Origin of the sequence: Thiocystis violacea, assembly GCF_016583565.1 — a bacterium.
GTDB lineage: Bacteria > Pseudomonadota > Gammaproteobacteria > Chromatiales > Chromatiaceae > Thiorhodococcus > Thiorhodococcus violaceus_A.
The window spans coordinates 128,494-144,153 of the sequence record NZ_NRRF01000002.1 but is presented as its reverse complement, the minus strand read 5'-3'; the positions used below and the strand labels follow the sequence as shown (position 1 = coordinate 144,153).

Sequence of the window (15,660 nt, the reverse complement as noted above, 5' to 3'; positions counted from 1 at the left end):
CACGGTGACGTTGGATCAGGCGAGACCATCAGGCCTCAAATCGACATCAAGTCTTGTTCTTTGTCTGCCAGCACGGCGTCCAGGTCCTTGATGTACTGATCCGTGAGTTTCTGGACGATCTCCTGGCCGCGGCGCTCATCATCCTCGGAGATCATCTTCTCCTTCACGAGATCCTTGAGTTCCTGGTTGGCATCACGACGGATGTTGCGGACAGCCACGCGCGCTTGCTCGGCCTCGTGCCGCGCGACCTTGATGAGGTCACGGCGACGCTCCTCGGTCAGGGGGGGCATGGGCACCCGGATGACCGTGCCCGCGGTGTTTGGATTCAGACCGAGATCCGATTGCATGATCGCCTTTTCGATCGCCTGGACCATATTCTTTTCCCAGGGCGTCACCGCCAGCGTGCGCGCATCTTCGGCGTTGATATTGGCGATCTGTCGGATCGGCACGTCCGAACCGTAATAGGACACCATGATGTGGTCGAGTAGCGCTGGATGCGCGCGGCCCGTGCGAATCTTGGCAAGCTCATGGGACAGCGCCTCGACGCTCTTGGCCATGCGGTCTGCTGCATCTTTCTTGATATCGTCGATCATCTTAGTTCCCGCTTACGACCAGCGACCCGATGTCTTCGCCGCGGACCAATCGCAGCAGAGCCCCGGCCTCGTTGATGTTCATGACACGCAATGGCATACCGTGGTCACGACACAGCACGATCGCCGTCGTGTCCATGACCTGGAGCGACTCGCGAAGCGCCTGATCATAGCTGATGCGTGGGTAAAAGGTTGCGTTCGGGTTGACCATGGGGTCGGCCGAATAGATCCCATCGACCTTGGTCGCCTTGATCAGAAGGTCCGCGCCGACCTCGATCGCTCTCAGACTGGCAGCCGAATCCGTGGTGAAAAAGGGGTTACCGGTGCCCGCGGCGAAGATGACCACGCGCCCTTTATCGAGATGGCGCATGGCACGGCGGCGGATGTAGTCCTCGCAGATCTGATTGATCTTGATCGCGGACATCACCCGCACCGAGACACCGAGGCGCTCCAACGCATCCTGCATCGCGAGCGCATTCATCACGGTCGCCAGCATCCCCATCTGATCGCCGGTCACCCTGTCCATGCCCCGCAACGAGAGAGCGGCCCCGCGGAAGATATTCCCGCCGCCGATGACGAGCGCCACCTGAACGCCTGCCTCGATCAATGCCCGAACGTCCTGCGCCGAGCGCTCGAGCACGTCCGGATCGATCCCGTGCGAGCCGGCGCCCATCAGCGCCTCGCCACTGAGCTTGAGCAGGATGCGTCTAAACACGGGGGCCGTCATGCCCACTACCTCATTGCGTCTGGATCGGATAACCCGACAGGATACAGCAAGGACTCAGCTACCGCGAACCTGAGCCATGACCTCTTCGGCGAAGTTCTCGACTTTCTTCTCGATACCTTCGCCGACTTCGACGCGCGCGAAACGCTTCACCTGCGCCCCGGCCTGTTTGAGCAGTTTCTCGACGCTTTGATCCGGATCCTTGACGAAGGCCTGACCAAGTAACGTGACCTCCTCCAGGTACTTGCGCACCCGCCCCTCCACGATCTTGTCCATGATCGCCTCGGGCTTGCCGCTCTCGAGCGCCTGGGCCTTGAAGATCTCGCGCTCCTTGACGAGGGTGTCGGCCGGCACCTGATCCGCGCTCACGCAGATCGGATTGCTGGCGGCAACGTGCATGGCGATGTCGCGACCCAGTGCCTCGTCACCCCCAGCCAGTTCGACGACGACGCCGATCTTGACACCGTGACGATAGCTGTAGAGGTTGCCTTCGGCCCCGTCGAAGCGCATCAGGCGACGCACCTGGACATTCTCGCCGATCTTGGCGACCAATGCCTCGCGTGCAGTCTCGACGGTCATGGACGGATCGCTTGCGAGCGCCGACGAGGACAGCGCCTCGACGTCCTGCACACCAGCCGACAAGGCCGTGTCGGCCACGGACTCCGCGAACGCCTCGAAATTGGCATCCTTGGCGACGAAGTCGGTTTCACAGTTGATCTCCACCATGACGCCGTGCTTGGCGTCATCCGAGATCTTGATCATGACCACGCCCTCGGCCGCCGTCCGCCCGGACTTCTTGGCAGCCTTCGCTTGACCAGACTTGCGCATGGCCTCGATCGCGGCTTCGATGTCCCCGTTGGCCTCGACGAGCGCCTTCTTGCACTCCATCATGCCGGCGCCGGTGCGCTCGCGCAGATCCTTCACCAATGCGGCTGAAATCGCCATTGTTCGCTCACCTCTGGCCCGCTTGCGGGCTTGCTGGAATTCATCATACAGAACCGCCGCTGAACGCGGCGGTAGGACAGCAGGATTGCCGGAAGGACCCGAGCGCCCCATCGGCACCCGGGTCCGCACACCTTAGTCGGCGGCGGTGTCGACAGCAGCGACCTCTTCGACAGGCTCGCGGCGGCCAACCATGGCAGCCGCGGTGCTGCGCCCGTCCAGGACGGAGTCCGCCGCGCCGGAGATGTAGAGACGGACCGCGCGGATGGCGTCGTCGTTGCCAGGAATGACGTAGTCGACGTTGCTGGGGTCGTTATTGGTGTCGACCACACCGATCACCGGGATACCCAGCTTGTTCGCCTCGGTCACGGCGATCTTCTCGTGACCGACATCGATGACGAACATGGCGTCGGGCAGCCCATCCATGTTCTTGATACCGCCCATGCTCTGCTCGAGCTTGTCGCGCTCGCGCGAGAGACCCAGGGCCTCCTTCTTATTGAACCGCTCGATCGTGCCGCTCTCGAACATAGCCTCGAGTTCCTTGAGGCGCTTGACGGACTGGCGGATCGTCTTGAAGTTGGTCAACATGCCACCAAGCCAACGGTGATTGACGTAGGGCATGCCACAGCGGATTGCCTCCTCCTTGATGGCATCGCGCGCGGCGCGCTTGGTGCCGACGAACAGCACCTTGCCACCGTTGGACGTCAACTTACCCATGAAATTGACTGCGTCCTGGTAGAGCGGCAGGGTTTTCTCGAGGTTGACGATGTGGATCTTGTTACGGTGCCCGAAGATGAAGGCCCCCATCTTGGGGTTCCAGTAACGGGTCTGGTGGCCGAAGTGAACTCCAGCCTCCAGCATCTGACGCATTGTGACTTCGCTCAAGGTATGCTTCCTAGAATTGAATCGGGTTGGACCTCCACGCGCCCCAAGCGACAACCCGCTCTCACGGGCACCCAGCCACCTGTGCCGACGCGTGTGTGGACATTCGCAACCCTTCGCCGGCCGCCAATAGCCCGCTGGTCGCCGCGATGAGCGCGACGCTCGGCAGTCCGAGACGAGGCTTCAAATTAGCGCGACATGCGCACGTCGACGACGAGCACAGGGATGGCGAAGGGTGCGAGCGACGCCGCTCTCGATCGGACGGAGCACGCAGGCCCCGCTTGGCGCAACGGCAGGCCGCTTAATGAGACCCGAGAGCAGACGTCGTTTGCCGCAGCGCGCCGCGTTTTATACCATAGATGGTCTTTCGCGGGCAATTGACCCGAATCTCGGCCAACGAGCGAACCGACAACATATGGATGCCTCGAGAAGCAAGATGAGTGTGCAGATCAAAACCCCCGAGGCAATCGAGAGAATGCGCATCGCCGGCCGACTCGCGGCCGACGTGCTCGATATGATCGAGCCGCACATCCAGCCCGGCGTCACCACCGAGGAGCTGAATCGGCTGTGCCACGAGTACATGACCGAGGTCCAGGACGCCATCCCGGCCCCGCTCGACTATCGCGGCTTCCCCAAATCCATCTGCACCTCCGTGAACCATCAGGTGTGTCACGGGATCCCGAGCAACAAGCGGCTCAAGCGGGGCGACATCGTCAATGTCGACATCACCGTCATCAAAGACGGCTATCACGGCGACACCAGCAAGATGTTCTTCGTCGGCGAGCCCTCGGTGCTCGCCCGGCGGTTGGTGACCGTGACTCGACAAGCGATGCTGCTGGGCATTGCGACGGTGCGTCCGGGCGCGACGCTTGGAGACATCGGCTACGCCATCCAGAAGTTCGTCGAGGCGCAGGGCTACTCGGTCGTCCGCGAATACTGCGGCCATGGGATCGGTCGGGAATTCCATGAAGAGCCGCAGATCCTGCACTATGGCAAGCCGGGCGAGGGGCTCAGCCTGCAGGCCGGCATGTGCTTCACCATCGAGCCCATGGTCAATGCCGGCAAACGCTTCATCAAGATGCTTCCGGACGGCTGGACCGTGGTCACCAAGGACCGCAGCCTCTCTGCGCAATGGGAGCACACGGTGCTGGTCACGCCGGACGGCCATGAGATCCTGACATTGCGCGCCGAGGAGCGAGACGAGCCCCCCTTGCCATGAGCAGCCTGCTCCAACAAGCCGACCGCGCCGCGGGCATGGCTGCGCCGGAGGCGGCGAGCGGGAACGCCCTCCACGACCCGCTCAGCGCGATCCCGCATTTCAAGGAACGCCTGCGCAGCGGCAAGGAGCAGCTCTACCGCGAATTCACTCAAGGCGTCCCGATCGCAACCCTGGTGCAGGCGCGCAGCCGGCTCGTCGATGCCGTCCTGCGGGACGTCTGGACGCACCACCTCGGCGCCAATCGCGATGCCGCACTCATCGCCGTCGGCGGCTACGGACGCGAAGAGCTTCAGCCGGCCTCGGACGTCGACATCCTCATCCTTATCGCACCGCACGCGGAGAGCCACCTCGCAGAGCCGCTGGAGCATCTGATCGTCTTCCTCTGGGACATCGGCCTGGAAGTCGGCCATAGCGTGCGCACGGTCGAGGACTGCGTGCGCGAGGCAAGCGGCGACGTCACCGTCATGACCAACCTCATGGAGGCGCGCCTACTCTGCGGGAGCGAACCGCTCTTCCAGCAGATGCGGGAGGCGACCGGACCCGAGCACATCTGGAGCAGCGAGAATTTCTTCGCCGCCAAGACCCAGGAGCAGCGGGCACGCTGGCAGAAATACGGCGATACCGCCTACAACCTCGAACCGAATATCAAGGAGAATCCGGGCGGGCTCAGGGACATCCAGATGATCGGATGGGTCGCCAAGCGACACTTCGCGGCGGAGACCCTCCACGAACTGGTGGACCATGGCTTCCTCACGGAGTCCGAGCATGAGGCATTGATCGCCGGGCAAACGCTGCTCTGGCGCATCCGCTTCGCGCTCCACCGCCTGAGCGGACGGCGCGAGGACCGCCTGCTGTTCGACTACCAGCGCACCCTGGCGACGGAATTCGGCTTCTGCGACGGCGCGAACAACCTCGCGGTCGAGCAGCTCATGCAGCAGTACTACCGGACCGTGCAGGAGCTGAACCGCCTCAACGAGATGCTCCTCCAGCTCTTTCGCGAGGCCATCCTGCTGCACGACGAGATCGGCCCACCGATCCCGATCAACAAACGCTTCCAGTCCCGCAGCGGCTACCTGGAAGTCACCTCGCCAAGCGTCTTTCGCCGCTATCCGATCGCACTCCTGGAAGTCTTCCACATCCTCCAGACCCATCCGCAGCTCGATGGCGTGCGCGCCAGCACCATTCGCCTGATCCGCGAGAACCGCCACCGCATCGACGACAGCTTCCGCGCCGATCTGCGCGCACGCAGCCTCTTCATGGAGATCCTGCGCGAGTCCACCGGCATCACCCACGCGATTCGCCGCATGAACCGCTACGGCGTGCTGGCCGCCTATATCCCGGCCTTCGCCAACATCGTCGGCCGGATGCAGTACGACCTGCTGCACGTCTACACGGTCGACGAGCACACCCTGATGCTGGTGCGCAATCTCCGCCGCTTCACCGTTCCCAAGCACGACGAGGAGTTTCCGCTCTGCAGCGCCGTGGGCCGGCGCATCCCCAAGTTAGAGCTGCTCTATCTCGCCGGGCTCTTCCACGATATCGCCAAGGGCCGCGGCGGCGACCACTCCACGCTGGGCGCGCACGACGCCTGGGACTTCTGCCGCCTGCATGGCCTGGGTGAGTTCGATAGTCGCCTGGTGGCCTGGCTGGTCGAGCAGCACCTGGTGATGTCGATGACGGCGCAGCGCAAGGACATCAGCGACCCGGAGGTGATCCAGGCGTTCGCCGAGCTCATCGGCGACCCGACCCGGCTCGACTACCTCTACCTCCTGACCGTCGCGGACGCACGCGCGACCAACCCGGCGCGCTGGAACAGCTGGCTGGACGCCCTCATGCGTGAACTCTACTACGGCACGCGGCGAGCCCTGCTGCGCGGCCTGGACAATCCGCAAGCGCAGGACGAGCTCATCGCCCAAAAGCAGGCCGAGAGCACCCGGCTCCTGGCACGTTACGGCGTCGAGCCCGACGCCTGCGAAGCGCTTTGGCTCAAGCTCAGCCTGGATTTCTTCCTGCACAACTCACCCGACGAGATCGCCTGGCAGACGCGTCAGATCCTACAGGCCGACCCGAGCCAGCACCCCCTGATCGTCATTCGCCCTCTGACGGCGCGCGGCGGTACCGAGGTGTTCATCTACTCCCGCGAGCGCCCCAACCTCTTCGCACGAACCACGGCTACCCTGGACCAGATGGGCCTCAACGTCATGGACGCGCGCGTCATGACCACCAACGACGGCATGGTGGTCAACAGCTATCAGGTTCTGGACCAAGACGGCTTGCCGATCGACGACCCCTTGAACATGGACGAGATCCGTTCGATGCTGCAAGCGAACATCAGTGAACCGGCCCACGCCTCCATCAAGGTCGCACGCTCGGTTCCCCGCCGACACCGTCATTTCCCGACCGAGACGCGCATCAGCTTCGCTGCCGACGAGTCCAATCACCGCACCATCATGCGCCTCACCACCCTGGACCGGCCCGGGCTGCTCGCCGAGGTCGGCGCCGTCTTCCAGGGTTGCGGTATTCGGCTCCAGAACGCCAAGATCGCCACCGTCGGTGCCGAGGTGGACGACGTCTTCTTCATCACCAGCGAAGAAGCGACCCCGATCACCTGCGAGAAGGCATTGGCCTGCTTGAGACGAGAGATCTATGAACGACTCGAAGGACAAGGAGCCCCGAGCTGACACTCAGGCAGCAAGACCGAGGCAGCGCCCCGTCTGGGCGCCGCCGATCTTCACACGACCACGCACAGCCCTGATTCTTTTGCTCAGTCTCGCAACCACGCCAACCCTGGCGCAACAGGCCGCGGAGACGCCGTACGCGATGCCACCCGAGACCTGGATGCCCGCACCGGAGATCCCCTCGCCCTGGCTGGACGAGGTCCGCGCGCAACGTCACGCCTGGGAGGCAAGGCGCAAGGCTGCACGCGAGGAGTACACAGCACGCCGCCGCCTCAACAATCCACGCGGTTCCGCTCACCAGGAGATATGGGAAGAGGACCTGCGGCGCAGACGCGCCGAGCGTCAGGAGCGCATCGACCAGCAACGCGAGCACTTTCTGAGTCTCCCGCCCGGTCAGCCAGCAGCCGATCGGCCAGACGACGGCGGCGCCACCAGTGCCGACCCGCAGAGCACGGAGTATCCAGGGGCCAGCGACCCCATGTTCACTCCGCCCGGCTGGAACAATCTCTGGTACTTCCGGGGCTTTTGATCCGCGAGGCTCAGACGTCGCTCCCGCGCGCGCATCTCGGGCTTCAGCCCGCCTCCATGAATTCCAGTCCGTTCCCGTCTGGATCGCGGCAAAAGAGCGCGCGCCGACCGGAGCGACTGAGCGTGAAGGGCAGCCCGGCGGCATCGAGCCGTTCGGCCAGCGCGTCCAATGACGCGACCAGCATCGCAAGGTGCCGATCCCGTCCGCCGTGAATGGGGCGGCCATCGACCGGGTCCGGATTCGGCAACTCCAACAGATGGATCTGCCGATCACCAACGGCGAGCCACGCGCCCGGAAAGGGCAGATCCGGCCGGTCGTCGCGCACCTCAAGACCCAGAATCCCCTCGTAGAAGCGCAAGGATTCGATCGTGTCTGCGACGATCAGGCTGGCGTGATGTAGATCCTGGACAAGGCGCATCGCGACCCTCCGCAACGTGGAGCCAAGTAACCCCTTGCCCTATACTAGCCGACTTTGTTCGAGTGACCGGCCCAGCAGGCTCGCGACACCCCCAGACAGGCCCACCACGCAATGAATTCCGACCTCGGTCGCCTTCAACCCTACCCGTTCGAGAAGCTGACTCTCCTCAAGCAAGGCGTCGACCCACCACGCCACCTCGACCACATCGCCCTCTACATCGGCGAACCCAAGCACCCGACGCCGCGGCTGATCTCGGACGCACTCATCGCACACCTGCATCAGCTCGCGGTCTACCCGACCACGCGCGGAACGGTGGAGCTGCGCGAGGCCATCGCGAGCTGGCTGAGTCAGCGCTTCGGTCTCGGCGCAGCAGGGACCGCCCGTCTCGGCATCGACCCCGCACGGCAGATCCTGCCGGTCAATGGGACCCGCGAGGCGCTCTTCGCCTTTGCCCAAGCCGTGGTCGACCGAGCGGCCAGCCCGCTGGTGATGATGCCGAACCCCTGCTATCAGATCTACGAGGGCGCCGCCCTGCTCGCGGGCGCCGAACCCCGCTATCTGGCCTGCGAGAAGCACAACGGCTTCCTGCCGGATTTCGACGCGGTCGCTCCGCGCGATTGGGACCGCTGCCAACTGCTCTACATCTGCTCGCCGGGGAATCCGACCGGCGCCGTCTTCGACCAGGCGGCCTACGCCCGCCTCATCGAGCTTGCGCACAGGCACGACTTCGTCATTGCCTCGGATGAATGCTATTCCGAGATCTACCAGGACGAATCCGACCTGCCGGCTGGCCTCCTGCAAGCGGCGGCCGCCACGGGCAACCTGGATTTCAGCCGCTGCATCGTCTTCCACAGCCTCTCGAAGCGCTCCAATGCACCGGGATTGCGCTCCGGCTTCGTCGCCGGTGACGCCGCCTTGATCGAGGGATTCCTGAGCTACAGGACCTACCACGGCTGCGCCATGTCGCTCGCCGTCCAGAGCGCAAGCGCCGCAGCCTGGCGCGACGAGGAGCATGTGCGCGCGAATCGGCAGCTCTACCGCGAGAAGCGCCTGGCCGTACAGGAGATCCTGGGCGATGTCATGGATCTCGGCCCACAGCAGGCGGGTTTCTATCTCTGGCCGGAGACGCCGATCCCGGACCAGGATTTCGCGCGTCGCCTCTTCGCCGAGGAGCATGTCACCGTGCTGCCGGGCAGCTTTCTCTCCCGCCCGTTGAATAGCGGCGATCCGGGCGCCAACCGAATCCGGATCGCCCTGGTGCCGCCGCTGGACGAATGCGTGGCCGCCGCCCAGCGGATACGCCGTCTGATCGGGGGCTTGTGACCCCGCCGAGCGGCATCGGCGCGGCTCGCTCACCATTCGCTCGCTCACCATCAGCTAGGTCACCATGAGAACCCACGCGACCGCGACAGGACAGGGTCCGAAAGGCCCACGGAGCGGTCGGACACGTCCACCCCGAACCACGGCCGGTTGACGCCATTACGCAACAGGTACAGGAAACCATGACCGATCACGAGAGCATCATCACTGAAGCCTTCGAGCGCCGCGCCGAGATCACGCCGCGCTCCGTCGAAACCCATGTGCGCGACGCCGTTCAGGACACCATCGAGCAGCTCGACAAGGGACAGCTGCGGGTCGCCGAGAAGCGCGACGGCGACTGGGTGGTGAACGAATGGATCAAGAAGGCGGTGCTGCTGTCCTTCCGCATCGAGGACAACGCCTTCATCAAGGGCGGCTTCACCAACTACTACGACAAGGTGCAATCCAAGTACGCCGACGCCAGCTCGCGCGATCTGCGGGAGGGCGGCGTGCGCGTCGTGCCCCCGGCGACCGCCCGCAAGGGATCCTACATCGCACCCAGCTGCGTGCTCATGCCGTCCTACGTCAACATCGGCGCCTATGTCGACTCGGGCACCATGGTCGACACCTGGGCCACGGTCGGCTCTTGCGCCCAGATCGGCAAGAACGTCCATCTCTCGGGCGGTGTAGGCATCGGCGGCGTGCTGGAGCCCGTGCAGGCGGCACCGACGATCATCGAAGACAACTGCTTCATCGGCGCACGCTCCGAGATCGTCGAAGGCGTCATCGTCGGCGAGGGGGCGGTCATCTCCATGGGCGTCTACATCGGCCAGAGCACCAAGATCTACAACCGCGAGACCGGCGAAATCCTCTACGGGCGCGTCCCACCCGGCGCCGTGGTCGTCCCGGGCAATCTACCGGCGAAGGACGGCACTCACAGCCTCTACTGCGCCGTCATCATCAAGCAGGTCGACGAGCGCACGCGTGGCAAGGTCGGCATCAACGAGCTGCTGCGGGACATCTGATGCTCGCCCTCTATGGCATCCCGAACTGCGGCACGGTCAAGAAGGCGCGGCTCTGGCTCGACGGGCGGGGCATCCAGTACGTCTTTCACGACTTCAAGAAAGAGGGCCTGGATGAGCAGCAGCTGCGCGCCTGGATCGACGAGCTAGGCTGGGAGAACCTGCTCAACCGTCGCGGCACGACTTGGCGCAAGCTGCCCGAATCGGTGCGGGAGACCATGGACGAGGCAGCGGCGGTCCATGTCATGCTGGAGTCACCGTCCATCATCCGGCGCCCCCTGCTCGACACTGGGAGCGCGCGTCATCTCGGCTTCTCCGAGGATGCCTATCGGGAGGTCTTCGCGTGATGTCGCCAACCCTGCAACTCGCTTGCGATCTGGTCGCCCGGCGCTCGGTGACACCCGAGGATGCCGGCTGCCAGGCGCTCATGGCCGAGCGTTTGGCGGCAGTGGGCTTCCGCATCGAGCCCATGCCGTTCGGCGAGGTCACCAACCTCTGGGCGAGACGCGGCGACAGCGGTCCCGTCTTCTGCTTCGCCGGCCATACCGACGTGGTGCCGACCGGACCGCTCGACCAATGGACCTCCGACCCCTTCGCCGCGACGATCCGCGATGGCAAGCTCTTCGGCCGCGGCGCTGCCGACATGAAGGGCTCGCTCGCCGCCATGGTGACGGCGGTCGAAGCCTTTCTGGCCGAGCACAGCAATCATCAAGGCTCCATCGCCTTTCTGATCACGAGCGACGAGGAAGGCCCCTCGGTCGAGGGCACCGTCAAAGTCGTGGAGCGGCTACAGCAGCGCGGCGAGCGCATCGACTATGCCTTGGTCGGCGAGCCGTCCAGCCGGGAGCGGCTCGGAGACTCCATCAAGAACGGCCGACGCGGCAGCCTCTCTGGGTTTCTGAGCGTCTACGGGAAACAGGGGCATGTCGCCTATCCGCAACTAGCGAAGAACCCCTTTCATGCCAGCGCCCAGTCCCTGGCCGCACTTTGCGCCGAGGTCTGGGATCAGGGGAACGAGCACTTCCCGCCGACCAGCTTCCAGATCGCCAACCTCAACATGGGCACGGGCGCGGAAAACGTCATTCCTGGACGGCTGGAGGCACAGTTCAATCTGCGTTTCTCGACCGAACTCGACCCGGAGCGGATCAAGGCTCGGGTCGGAGAGATCCTGGACGCCGGCGGGTTCGACTACGACATCCGCTGGCGTCTGTCCGGCAACCCCTTCCTCACGCCCGCGGGCGAGCTCGTCGAAACCGCACGCGCCGCGATCCTCGAGGTCACAGGCGTCGAGACCCAGCTATCGACGGCGGGCGGCACCTCGGACGGTCGCTTTATCGCCCCCATGGGCGCCCAAGTCGTCGAGCTAGGACCGCTCAACGCCACCATTCATCAGGTCGACGAATGTGTCGGCATCGAGGAGCTCGAACAGCTCTCTCGGATCTACCACCTCATGCTCGAACGGCTGTTGCTCGCCTGAACAATTGGCTGATTCCATGACCGGTTGACGTGCGGCGCAGACAACAGGCGTAAAGACACCTGCCCGAGCGCCCCGTCAGCCGGCCGCAAGAGACGCGGGGGCAACCCGGACGGAAGCAGTGGGTCAGGCCTGATTCTGAAGCGTATCGGGCAGGATGATGTTCAGCTCGAGGACCTCGTGCGAGTCCTCCTGTTCGTAGTTCACCGACACAGAGCTTAGATCCACATCCACATATTTGCGGATGACCGCGAGGATCTCCTCCTGGAGTTGCGGAAGATACGAAGGACGATCGCGCGCGGCGCGGTCGTGAGCGACCAGGATCTGTAGCCGCTCCTTCGCCACATTGGCCGTCCCCTTCGAGCGCGAGGAGATGAAGTAATCGAGCAGGCCCATAGGTCAACCTCTGAATAAGCGGCTCAGAAAGCCTTTCTTCTCAGGGTTGAGGAAGCGGTGCGGCACATCCTCACCCAGATAGCGGGACACCATGTCATTGTAGGCCCGTCCGGCATCGCTCTCACGATCGAGAATGACTGGCACACCCGCGTTGGAGGCACTGAGGACCGCCTTGGACTCAGGGATCACGCCCAGTAGATTCAGAGACAGGATCTCCTGGACGTCGTCGACGCTCAACATCTCCCCAGAGAGGACGCGGTAGGGGTCGTAACGGGTGAGGAGCAGATATTCGCGGATGGGCTCTTCGCTGTTCTCGGCGCGCCTCGACCGGCTCGAGAGGATGCCCAGCATCCGGTCGGAGTCACGCACCGATGACACCTCAGGGTTGGTCACCACGATAGCATCGTCGGCAAAGTACATGGCCATGGTCGCGCCATGCTCGATACCGGCCGGGGAGTCGCAGATGATGAAGTCGTGGTTTTGCGTCAGCTCGTTGAGAACACGCTCGACACCCTCCTTGGTCAGCGCGTCCTTGTCCCGTGTCTGCGACGCAGGCAGCACATAGAGGTGATCGCAGCGCTTGTCGCGAATCAGTGCCTGGTTGAGATTGGCTTCCTTGTTGATCACGTTGACGAAATCGTAAACGACACGGCGCTCACAGCCCATGATCAAATCCAGGTTGCGCAGCCCCACGTCGAAGTCGATGACCACCGTGCGCTTGCCCCGCTGAGCCAACCCCATGGACAGAGCGGCCGACGTCGTCGTCTTGCCGACGCCACCCTTGCCTGAGGTGATTACGATAATTCTCGCCAAAGTCACACCCTCCTTAAAGGGATCTATTCCGTTGCTCGGCTCAGGAGACCGTCAAAGTTTTTCGATGCGAAGAATCTTCTGATCCAAGAAAATCTGGACAGGCACGCCACGCAGCTCAACGGGGATGTTCTCGCTGACGCGGTAGTGACCGGCGATCGAGACCAACTCCGCCTGCAGATCCTGGCAAAAGATCCGCGCCTCGAGGTTGCCGCTCATTCCCGCCAGCGCCCGTCCGCGCAGCGGACCATAGACGTGGATATTGCCGTCGGCCATCAGCTCGGCGCCCGAGCTGACGGCGGCCGTGATGGAGAGGTCGCCACCCGAGGCGTAGACACGCTGGCCAGAGCGCACTGGCTTGGTGATCAGCATGAAACCGGGATTGGACCGACGCGGGCTCGCCGCCTGTTTGGAGGCGCGCGCCTGCGGCGCGGGTGCCTCATCGACGGCAACCTCAGACTCGGGCGGCGGCTCTTCGGCCTTGCTCGCGCCCTTGCCACGCCGCACGTAGGAGTCGCGGAGCACCGCAAGCTCGAGCGCCTCGGCGGCGGCATTCTGCTCCTTACCGCCACCACGGACCCCAAAGGGAATCATGCCGTAACCGCGCAGGAGACCGACGAGCAGCGGTAGCTCCCCCGCGCCAACCCCTTCAGGCAACGAGCTGAGATCGATGACGACGGGCGTATTGCGAAAGAAGTCGGGCGCCTTCTCGACCTTCGCCCCGAGGCGGGCCGCGACGGCTTCGATATTGTTGTCGATCAGCCGAATGATGGGCAATGTGAAGCTCGCGGCCTTGAGCTCGAAAGACCGTGGTCCGTCCGTGTCGTTGTTTCGAGGGTTCGGGTTCACTGCCATGTTGCCTTGACGTGGGCGTCAACCGCCCCTCCACTCCTGTCGTATTCGTTTCGCATCCGCCCCTCGATGTGTCGAGCGGCGGTCGTAAAGGCCAATTCTGCAATGCTAACGGCTGTTTGCGCCTCATCATAGCCTGCGACTCGCACAGCCAGATCCGCGGCAGGATCACCGCATGCCGGATGCCTCATCCCGGGGGCCACTGCAAGGGGCGCCCGCCCAGCACGTGCAGATGAAGGTGAAAGACGGTCTGCCCGGCGCCGGCGTTGCAGTTGATGACGGTTCGGTAACCGCTTTCGGCAATTCCAGCGGCCGCCGCCACCTTGGCCGCGGCAAGAAGGAGCTTACCGAGCAGCTCGGCATCGTCCGGCGTGGCGTCATTCAGCGTCGGAATAGGCTTGCGCGGAATCAAGAGGAGATGCGTCGGCGCCTGGGGACTGATATCCCGAAAAGCGACGAGATCCTCGTCCTCGTAGACGATGTCCGCAGACATCTCACCCGCAGCGATCTTACCGAATATGGTGTCTGACATCCTGGCCCCGCTCCAATCTGTGAAGACAGCGTTTCTGTAAAGACAGCGTTCAGTCAAAAGGCGATCCAAGCGACATCCCAACCTGAGCGCGCAAGCAGCGCACAGGATCGGGCGGACTCAGATGTCACGCCGGCCCGCGAAGGCCAGCGCGAGGGTTCCACCGTCCACGTACTCGAGCTCCCCGCCCAGAGGCACACCGTGAGCGATACGGGAGATCTTCACCTGGTGCCGCGCCGCGCAATCAGCGATGAACTGAGCCGTCGCGCTCCCCTCGACCGTCGGACTGATGGCGAGGATCACCTCGGCGATCGCTTCCTCGCCAAGGCGTGCCTCCAAATCGCCGAGACCCAGCTCGTCCGGACCGATGCCATCCAGCGGCGAGAGACGCCCGCCGAGCACGAAGTAGAGCCCCCGGTAGTCCGTCGCTTGCTCGATCGCAAGCACCTCCGACGGCTGCTCGACGATGCAGAGCAACGCCGGATCCCGATTGGCGCTCGCGCAGATGGCGCAGAGTGCATGCTCGGTCAGGGTTCGGCAGCGCCCGCAGCGGTTGATCCGGGTCATGGCCTCGGCCATGACCCGAGCCAGCCTGACACCGCCTTCGCGGTTGCGCTCCAGCAAGTGGAAGGCGATGCGCTGCGCCGACTTCGGCCCGACGCCCGGCAGACAACGCAGGGCATCGATCAGCTGGTTCAGCAGCGGGCGCTCAGTCACGGCTGGCCCTTGGCCTGCGTCAGAAAGGCAGCTTCATTCCCGGCGGCAGGGGGATCCCGGAGGTCAGCTCGGACATATTCTCCTTGACCTTCTCGGCGATTCGCTGGGTCGCCGCATTCACAGCCGCCGTCACCAGATCCTCGAGCATCTCCTTGTCGTCGCCCATCAGCGAGGGGTCGATCTCGACGCGCTTGACCTGATGCTGACCGGTCATGGTCACTTTGACCATGCCGCCGCCAGCCTCGCCGACCACCTCTTCCTGGGCGAGGCGCGCCTGCGCCTGCTGCATCTCTTCCTGCATCTTCTGAGCCTGCTTCAACAGGCCGCCGAGTCCAGCTTTCATATCACACTACCTCTTGATGTCACAGATGAGTGCCCCGAATCCCAGGGCACTCGCGTCATTCAGGCTGGAGCAGCTCCAGCTCGCCCCCATCCGTCTGTCGTGAGACGGGCGCTCGTGGGGTCGCGGAACAAGCAATGTCGACAACAGCGTACCGACACCTCTCATCCGTTCTCATGGCCCCAGCAGGTCAGTAGCGCCTCTCTCTAGCCGCGCGCCGGCCCCCTCGCCGAGCCGGC

The 15,660-nt window shown here is 64.0% G+C and carries 18 protein-coding genes; 7 read left to right on the top strand and 11 right to left on the bottom strand.

Annotation, left to right across the window (positions count from 1 at the left end; genetic code table 11):
* Nucleotides 1–35: 35 nt before the first annotated feature.
* The 4 genes from frr to rpsB all read right to left on the bottom strand — a co-directional run bounded on the left by frr (nucleotide 36) and on the right by rpsB (nucleotide 3,126).
* Nucleotides 36–593 (bottom strand): ribosome recycling factor, encoded by a 558-nt coding sequence (gene frr / locus CKO23_RS01480; protein WP_200327967.1) that lies wholly within the window; start codon nucleotides 591–593, stop codon nucleotides 36–38.
* A 1-nt stretch (nucleotide 594) separates the two neighbouring features.
* On the bottom strand, nucleotides 595–1,317 hold the full coding sequence (gene pyrH / locus CKO23_RS01475) for a UMP kinase (protein ID WP_200327966.1): 723 nt from the start codon (nucleotides 1,315–1,317) through the stop codon (nucleotides 595–597).
* 54 nt (nucleotides 1,318–1,371) lie between these two features.
* Nucleotides 1,372–2,259, bottom strand: coding sequence for a translation elongation factor Ts (gene tsf / locus CKO23_RS01470; RefSeq protein WP_200327965.1), 888 nt, complete (start codon nucleotides 2,257–2,259; stop codon nucleotides 1,372–1,374).
* A gap of 132 nt (nucleotides 2,260–2,391) precedes the next feature.
* On the bottom strand, nucleotides 2,392–3,126 hold the full coding sequence (gene rpsB / locus CKO23_RS01465) for a 30S ribosomal protein S2 (protein WP_200328003.1): 735 nt from the start codon (nucleotides 3,124–3,126) through the stop codon (nucleotides 2,392–2,394).
* 448 nt (nucleotides 3,127–3,574) lie between these two features.
* Between rpsB and map the strand changes: the two genes are divergently transcribed.
* From map to CKO23_RS01450, 3 genes are all read left to right on the top strand, one after another.
* Complete coding sequence (map, locus tag CKO23_RS01460) at nucleotides 3,575–4,357, top strand: type I methionyl aminopeptidase (protein WP_200327964.1); 783 nt, start codon at nucleotides 3,575–3,577, stop codon at nucleotides 4,355–4,357.
* Complete coding sequence (gene glnD, locus CKO23_RS01455; protein ID WP_200327963.1) at nucleotides 4,354–7,038, top strand: [protein-PII] uridylyltransferase; 2,685 nt, start codon at nucleotides 4,354–4,356, stop codon at nucleotides 7,036–7,038. The genes map and glnD overlap by 4 nt, the downstream gene beginning before the upstream one ends.
* A gap of 139 nt (nucleotides 7,039–7,177) precedes the next feature.
* Entirely contained in the window at nucleotides 7,178–7,564 is a 387-nt protein-coding gene (locus tag CKO23_RS01450) for a hypothetical protein (protein ID WP_200327962.1), read from the top strand.
* Nucleotides 7,565–7,607: 43 nt separating this feature from the next.
* Here CKO23_RS01450 and CKO23_RS01445 read toward each other — a convergent pair whose 3' ends face one another.
* Complete coding sequence (locus tag CKO23_RS01445; RefSeq protein ID WP_200327961.1) at nucleotides 7,608–7,982, bottom strand: VOC family protein; 375 nt, start codon at nucleotides 7,980–7,982, stop codon at nucleotides 7,608–7,610.
* A gap of 111 nt (nucleotides 7,983–8,093) precedes the next feature.
* Between CKO23_RS01445 and dapC the strand changes: the two genes are divergently transcribed.
* The 4 genes from dapC (at nucleotide 8,094) to dapE (ending at nucleotide 11,780) form a co-directional block, all read left to right on the top strand.
* Nucleotides 8,094–9,305, top strand: a complete 1,212-nt coding sequence (dapC, locus tag CKO23_RS01440) for a succinyldiaminopimelate transaminase (RefSeq protein WP_200327960.1) — start codon at nucleotides 8,094–8,096, stop codon at nucleotides 9,303–9,305.
* Nucleotides 9,306–9,484: 179 nt separating this feature from the next.
* Nucleotides 9,485–10,306, top strand: coding sequence for a 2,3,4,5-tetrahydropyridine-2,6-dicarboxylate N-succinyltransferase (dapD, locus tag CKO23_RS01435; RefSeq protein WP_200327959.1), 822 nt, complete (start codon nucleotides 9,485–9,487; stop codon nucleotides 10,304–10,306).
* The gene (locus CKO23_RS01430) at nucleotides 10,306–10,650 is read left to right on the top strand and encodes an ArsC family reductase (RefSeq protein WP_200327958.1); all 345 of its coding nucleotides are present in this window, start codon (nucleotides 10,306–10,308) and stop codon (nucleotides 10,648–10,650) included. The genes dapD and CKO23_RS01430 overlap by 1 nt, the downstream gene beginning before the upstream one ends.
* Nucleotides 10,650–11,780 carry a succinyl-diaminopimelate desuccinylase gene (gene dapE / locus CKO23_RS01425; protein WP_200328002.1) on the top strand — a complete coding sequence of 377 codons (1,131 nt, stop codon included), beginning with the start codon at nucleotides 10,650–10,652 and terminating at the stop codon, nucleotides 11,778–11,780. The genes CKO23_RS01430 and dapE overlap by 1 nt, the downstream gene beginning before the upstream one ends.
* Nucleotides 11,781–11,903: 123 nt before the next feature.
* On the opposite strand, the gene minE is transcribed toward dapE, so the two are convergent.
* The 6 genes from minE to CKO23_RS01395 form a co-directional block, all read right to left on the bottom strand.
* On the bottom strand, nucleotides 11,904–12,173 hold the full coding sequence (gene minE / locus CKO23_RS01420; RefSeq protein ID WP_200327957.1) for a cell division topological specificity factor MinE: 270 nt from the start codon (nucleotides 12,171–12,173) through the stop codon (nucleotides 11,904–11,906).
* Between the two features lie 3 nt (nucleotides 12,174–12,176).
* Complete coding sequence (gene minD / locus CKO23_RS01415) at nucleotides 12,177–12,986, bottom strand: septum site-determining protein MinD (RefSeq protein ID WP_200327956.1); 810 nt, start codon at nucleotides 12,984–12,986, stop codon at nucleotides 12,177–12,179.
* 51 nt (nucleotides 12,987–13,037) lie between these two features.
* On the bottom strand, nucleotides 13,038–13,838 hold the full coding sequence (gene minC / locus CKO23_RS01410; RefSeq protein WP_200327955.1) for a septum site-determining protein MinC: 801 nt from the start codon (nucleotides 13,836–13,838) through the stop codon (nucleotides 13,038–13,040).
* A 184-nt stretch (nucleotides 13,839–14,022) separates the two neighbouring features.
* A complete protein-coding gene (locus CKO23_RS01405; protein WP_200327954.1) occupies nucleotides 14,023–14,367 on the bottom strand; it encodes a histidine triad nucleotide-binding protein in 345 nt (114 codons plus the stop codon).
* A 117-nt stretch (nucleotides 14,368–14,484) separates the two neighbouring features.
* Nucleotides 14,485–15,081, bottom strand: a complete 597-nt coding sequence (recR, locus tag CKO23_RS01400; protein WP_200327953.1) for a recombination mediator RecR — start codon at nucleotides 15,079–15,081, stop codon at nucleotides 14,485–14,487.
* A 19-nt stretch (nucleotides 15,082–15,100) separates the two neighbouring features.
* On the bottom strand, nucleotides 15,101–15,424 hold the full coding sequence (locus tag CKO23_RS01395; RefSeq protein ID WP_200327952.1) for a YbaB/EbfC family nucleoid-associated protein: 324 nt from the start codon (nucleotides 15,422–15,424) through the stop codon (nucleotides 15,101–15,103).
* Nucleotides 15,425–15,660 lie beyond the last annotated feature (236 nt).

Excerpts from the sequence above, each read along its gene's own strand:
- frr (WP_200327967.1), bottom strand. The coding sequence starts at position 593 with ATGATCGACGATATCAAGAAAGATGCAGCAGACCGCATGGCCAAGAGC.
- pyrH (WP_200327966.1), bottom strand. The coding sequence starts at position 1,317 with ATGACGGCCCCCGTGTTTAGACGCATCCTGCTCAAGCTCAGTGGCGAG.
- tsf (WP_200327965.1), bottom strand. The coding sequence starts at position 2,259 with ATGGCGATTTCAGCCGCATTGGTGAAGGATCTGCGCGAGCGCACCGGC.
- rpsB (WP_200328003.1), bottom strand. The coding sequence starts at position 3,126 with ATGCGTCAGATGCTGGAGGCTGGAGTTCACTTCGGCCACCAGACCCGT.
- map (WP_200327964.1), top strand. The coding sequence starts at position 3,575 with ATGAGTGTGCAGATCAAAACCCCCGAGGCAATCGAGAGAATGCGCATC.
- glnD (WP_200327963.1), top strand. The coding sequence starts at position 4,354 with ATGAGCAGCCTGCTCCAACAAGCCGACCGCGCCGCGGGCATGGCTGCG.
- CKO23_RS01450 (WP_200327962.1), top strand. The coding sequence starts at position 7,178 with ATGCCACCCGAGACCTGGATGCCCGCACCGGAGATCCCCTCGCCCTGG.
- CKO23_RS01445 (WP_200327961.1), bottom strand. The coding sequence starts at position 7,982 with ATGCGCCTTGTCCAGGATCTACATCACGCCAGCCTGATCGTCGCAGAC.
- dapC (WP_200327960.1), top strand. The coding sequence starts at position 8,094 with ATGAATTCCGACCTCGGTCGCCTTCAACCCTACCCGTTCGAGAAGCTG.
- dapD (WP_200327959.1), top strand. The coding sequence starts at position 9,485 with ATGACCGATCACGAGAGCATCATCACTGAAGCCTTCGAGCGCCGCGCC.
- CKO23_RS01430 (WP_200327958.1), top strand. The coding sequence starts at position 10,306 with ATGCTCGCCCTCTATGGCATCCCGAACTGCGGCACGGTCAAGAAGGCG.
- dapE (WP_200328002.1), top strand. The coding sequence starts at position 10,650 with ATGTCGCCAACCCTGCAACTCGCTTGCGATCTGGTCGCCCGGCGCTCG.
- minE (WP_200327957.1), bottom strand. The coding sequence starts at position 12,173 with ATGGGCCTGCTCGATTACTTCATCTCCTCGCGCTCGAAGGGGACGGCC.
- minC (WP_200327955.1), bottom strand. The coding sequence starts at position 13,838 with ATGGCAGTGAACCCGAACCCTCGAAACAACGACACGGACGGACCACGG.
- CKO23_RS01405 (WP_200327954.1), bottom strand. The coding sequence starts at position 14,367 with ATGTCAGACACCATATTCGGTAAGATCGCTGCGGGTGAGATGTCTGCG.
- CKO23_RS01395 (WP_200327952.1), bottom strand. The coding sequence starts at position 15,424 with ATGAAAGCTGGACTCGGCGGCCTGTTGAAGCAGGCTCAGAAGATGCAG.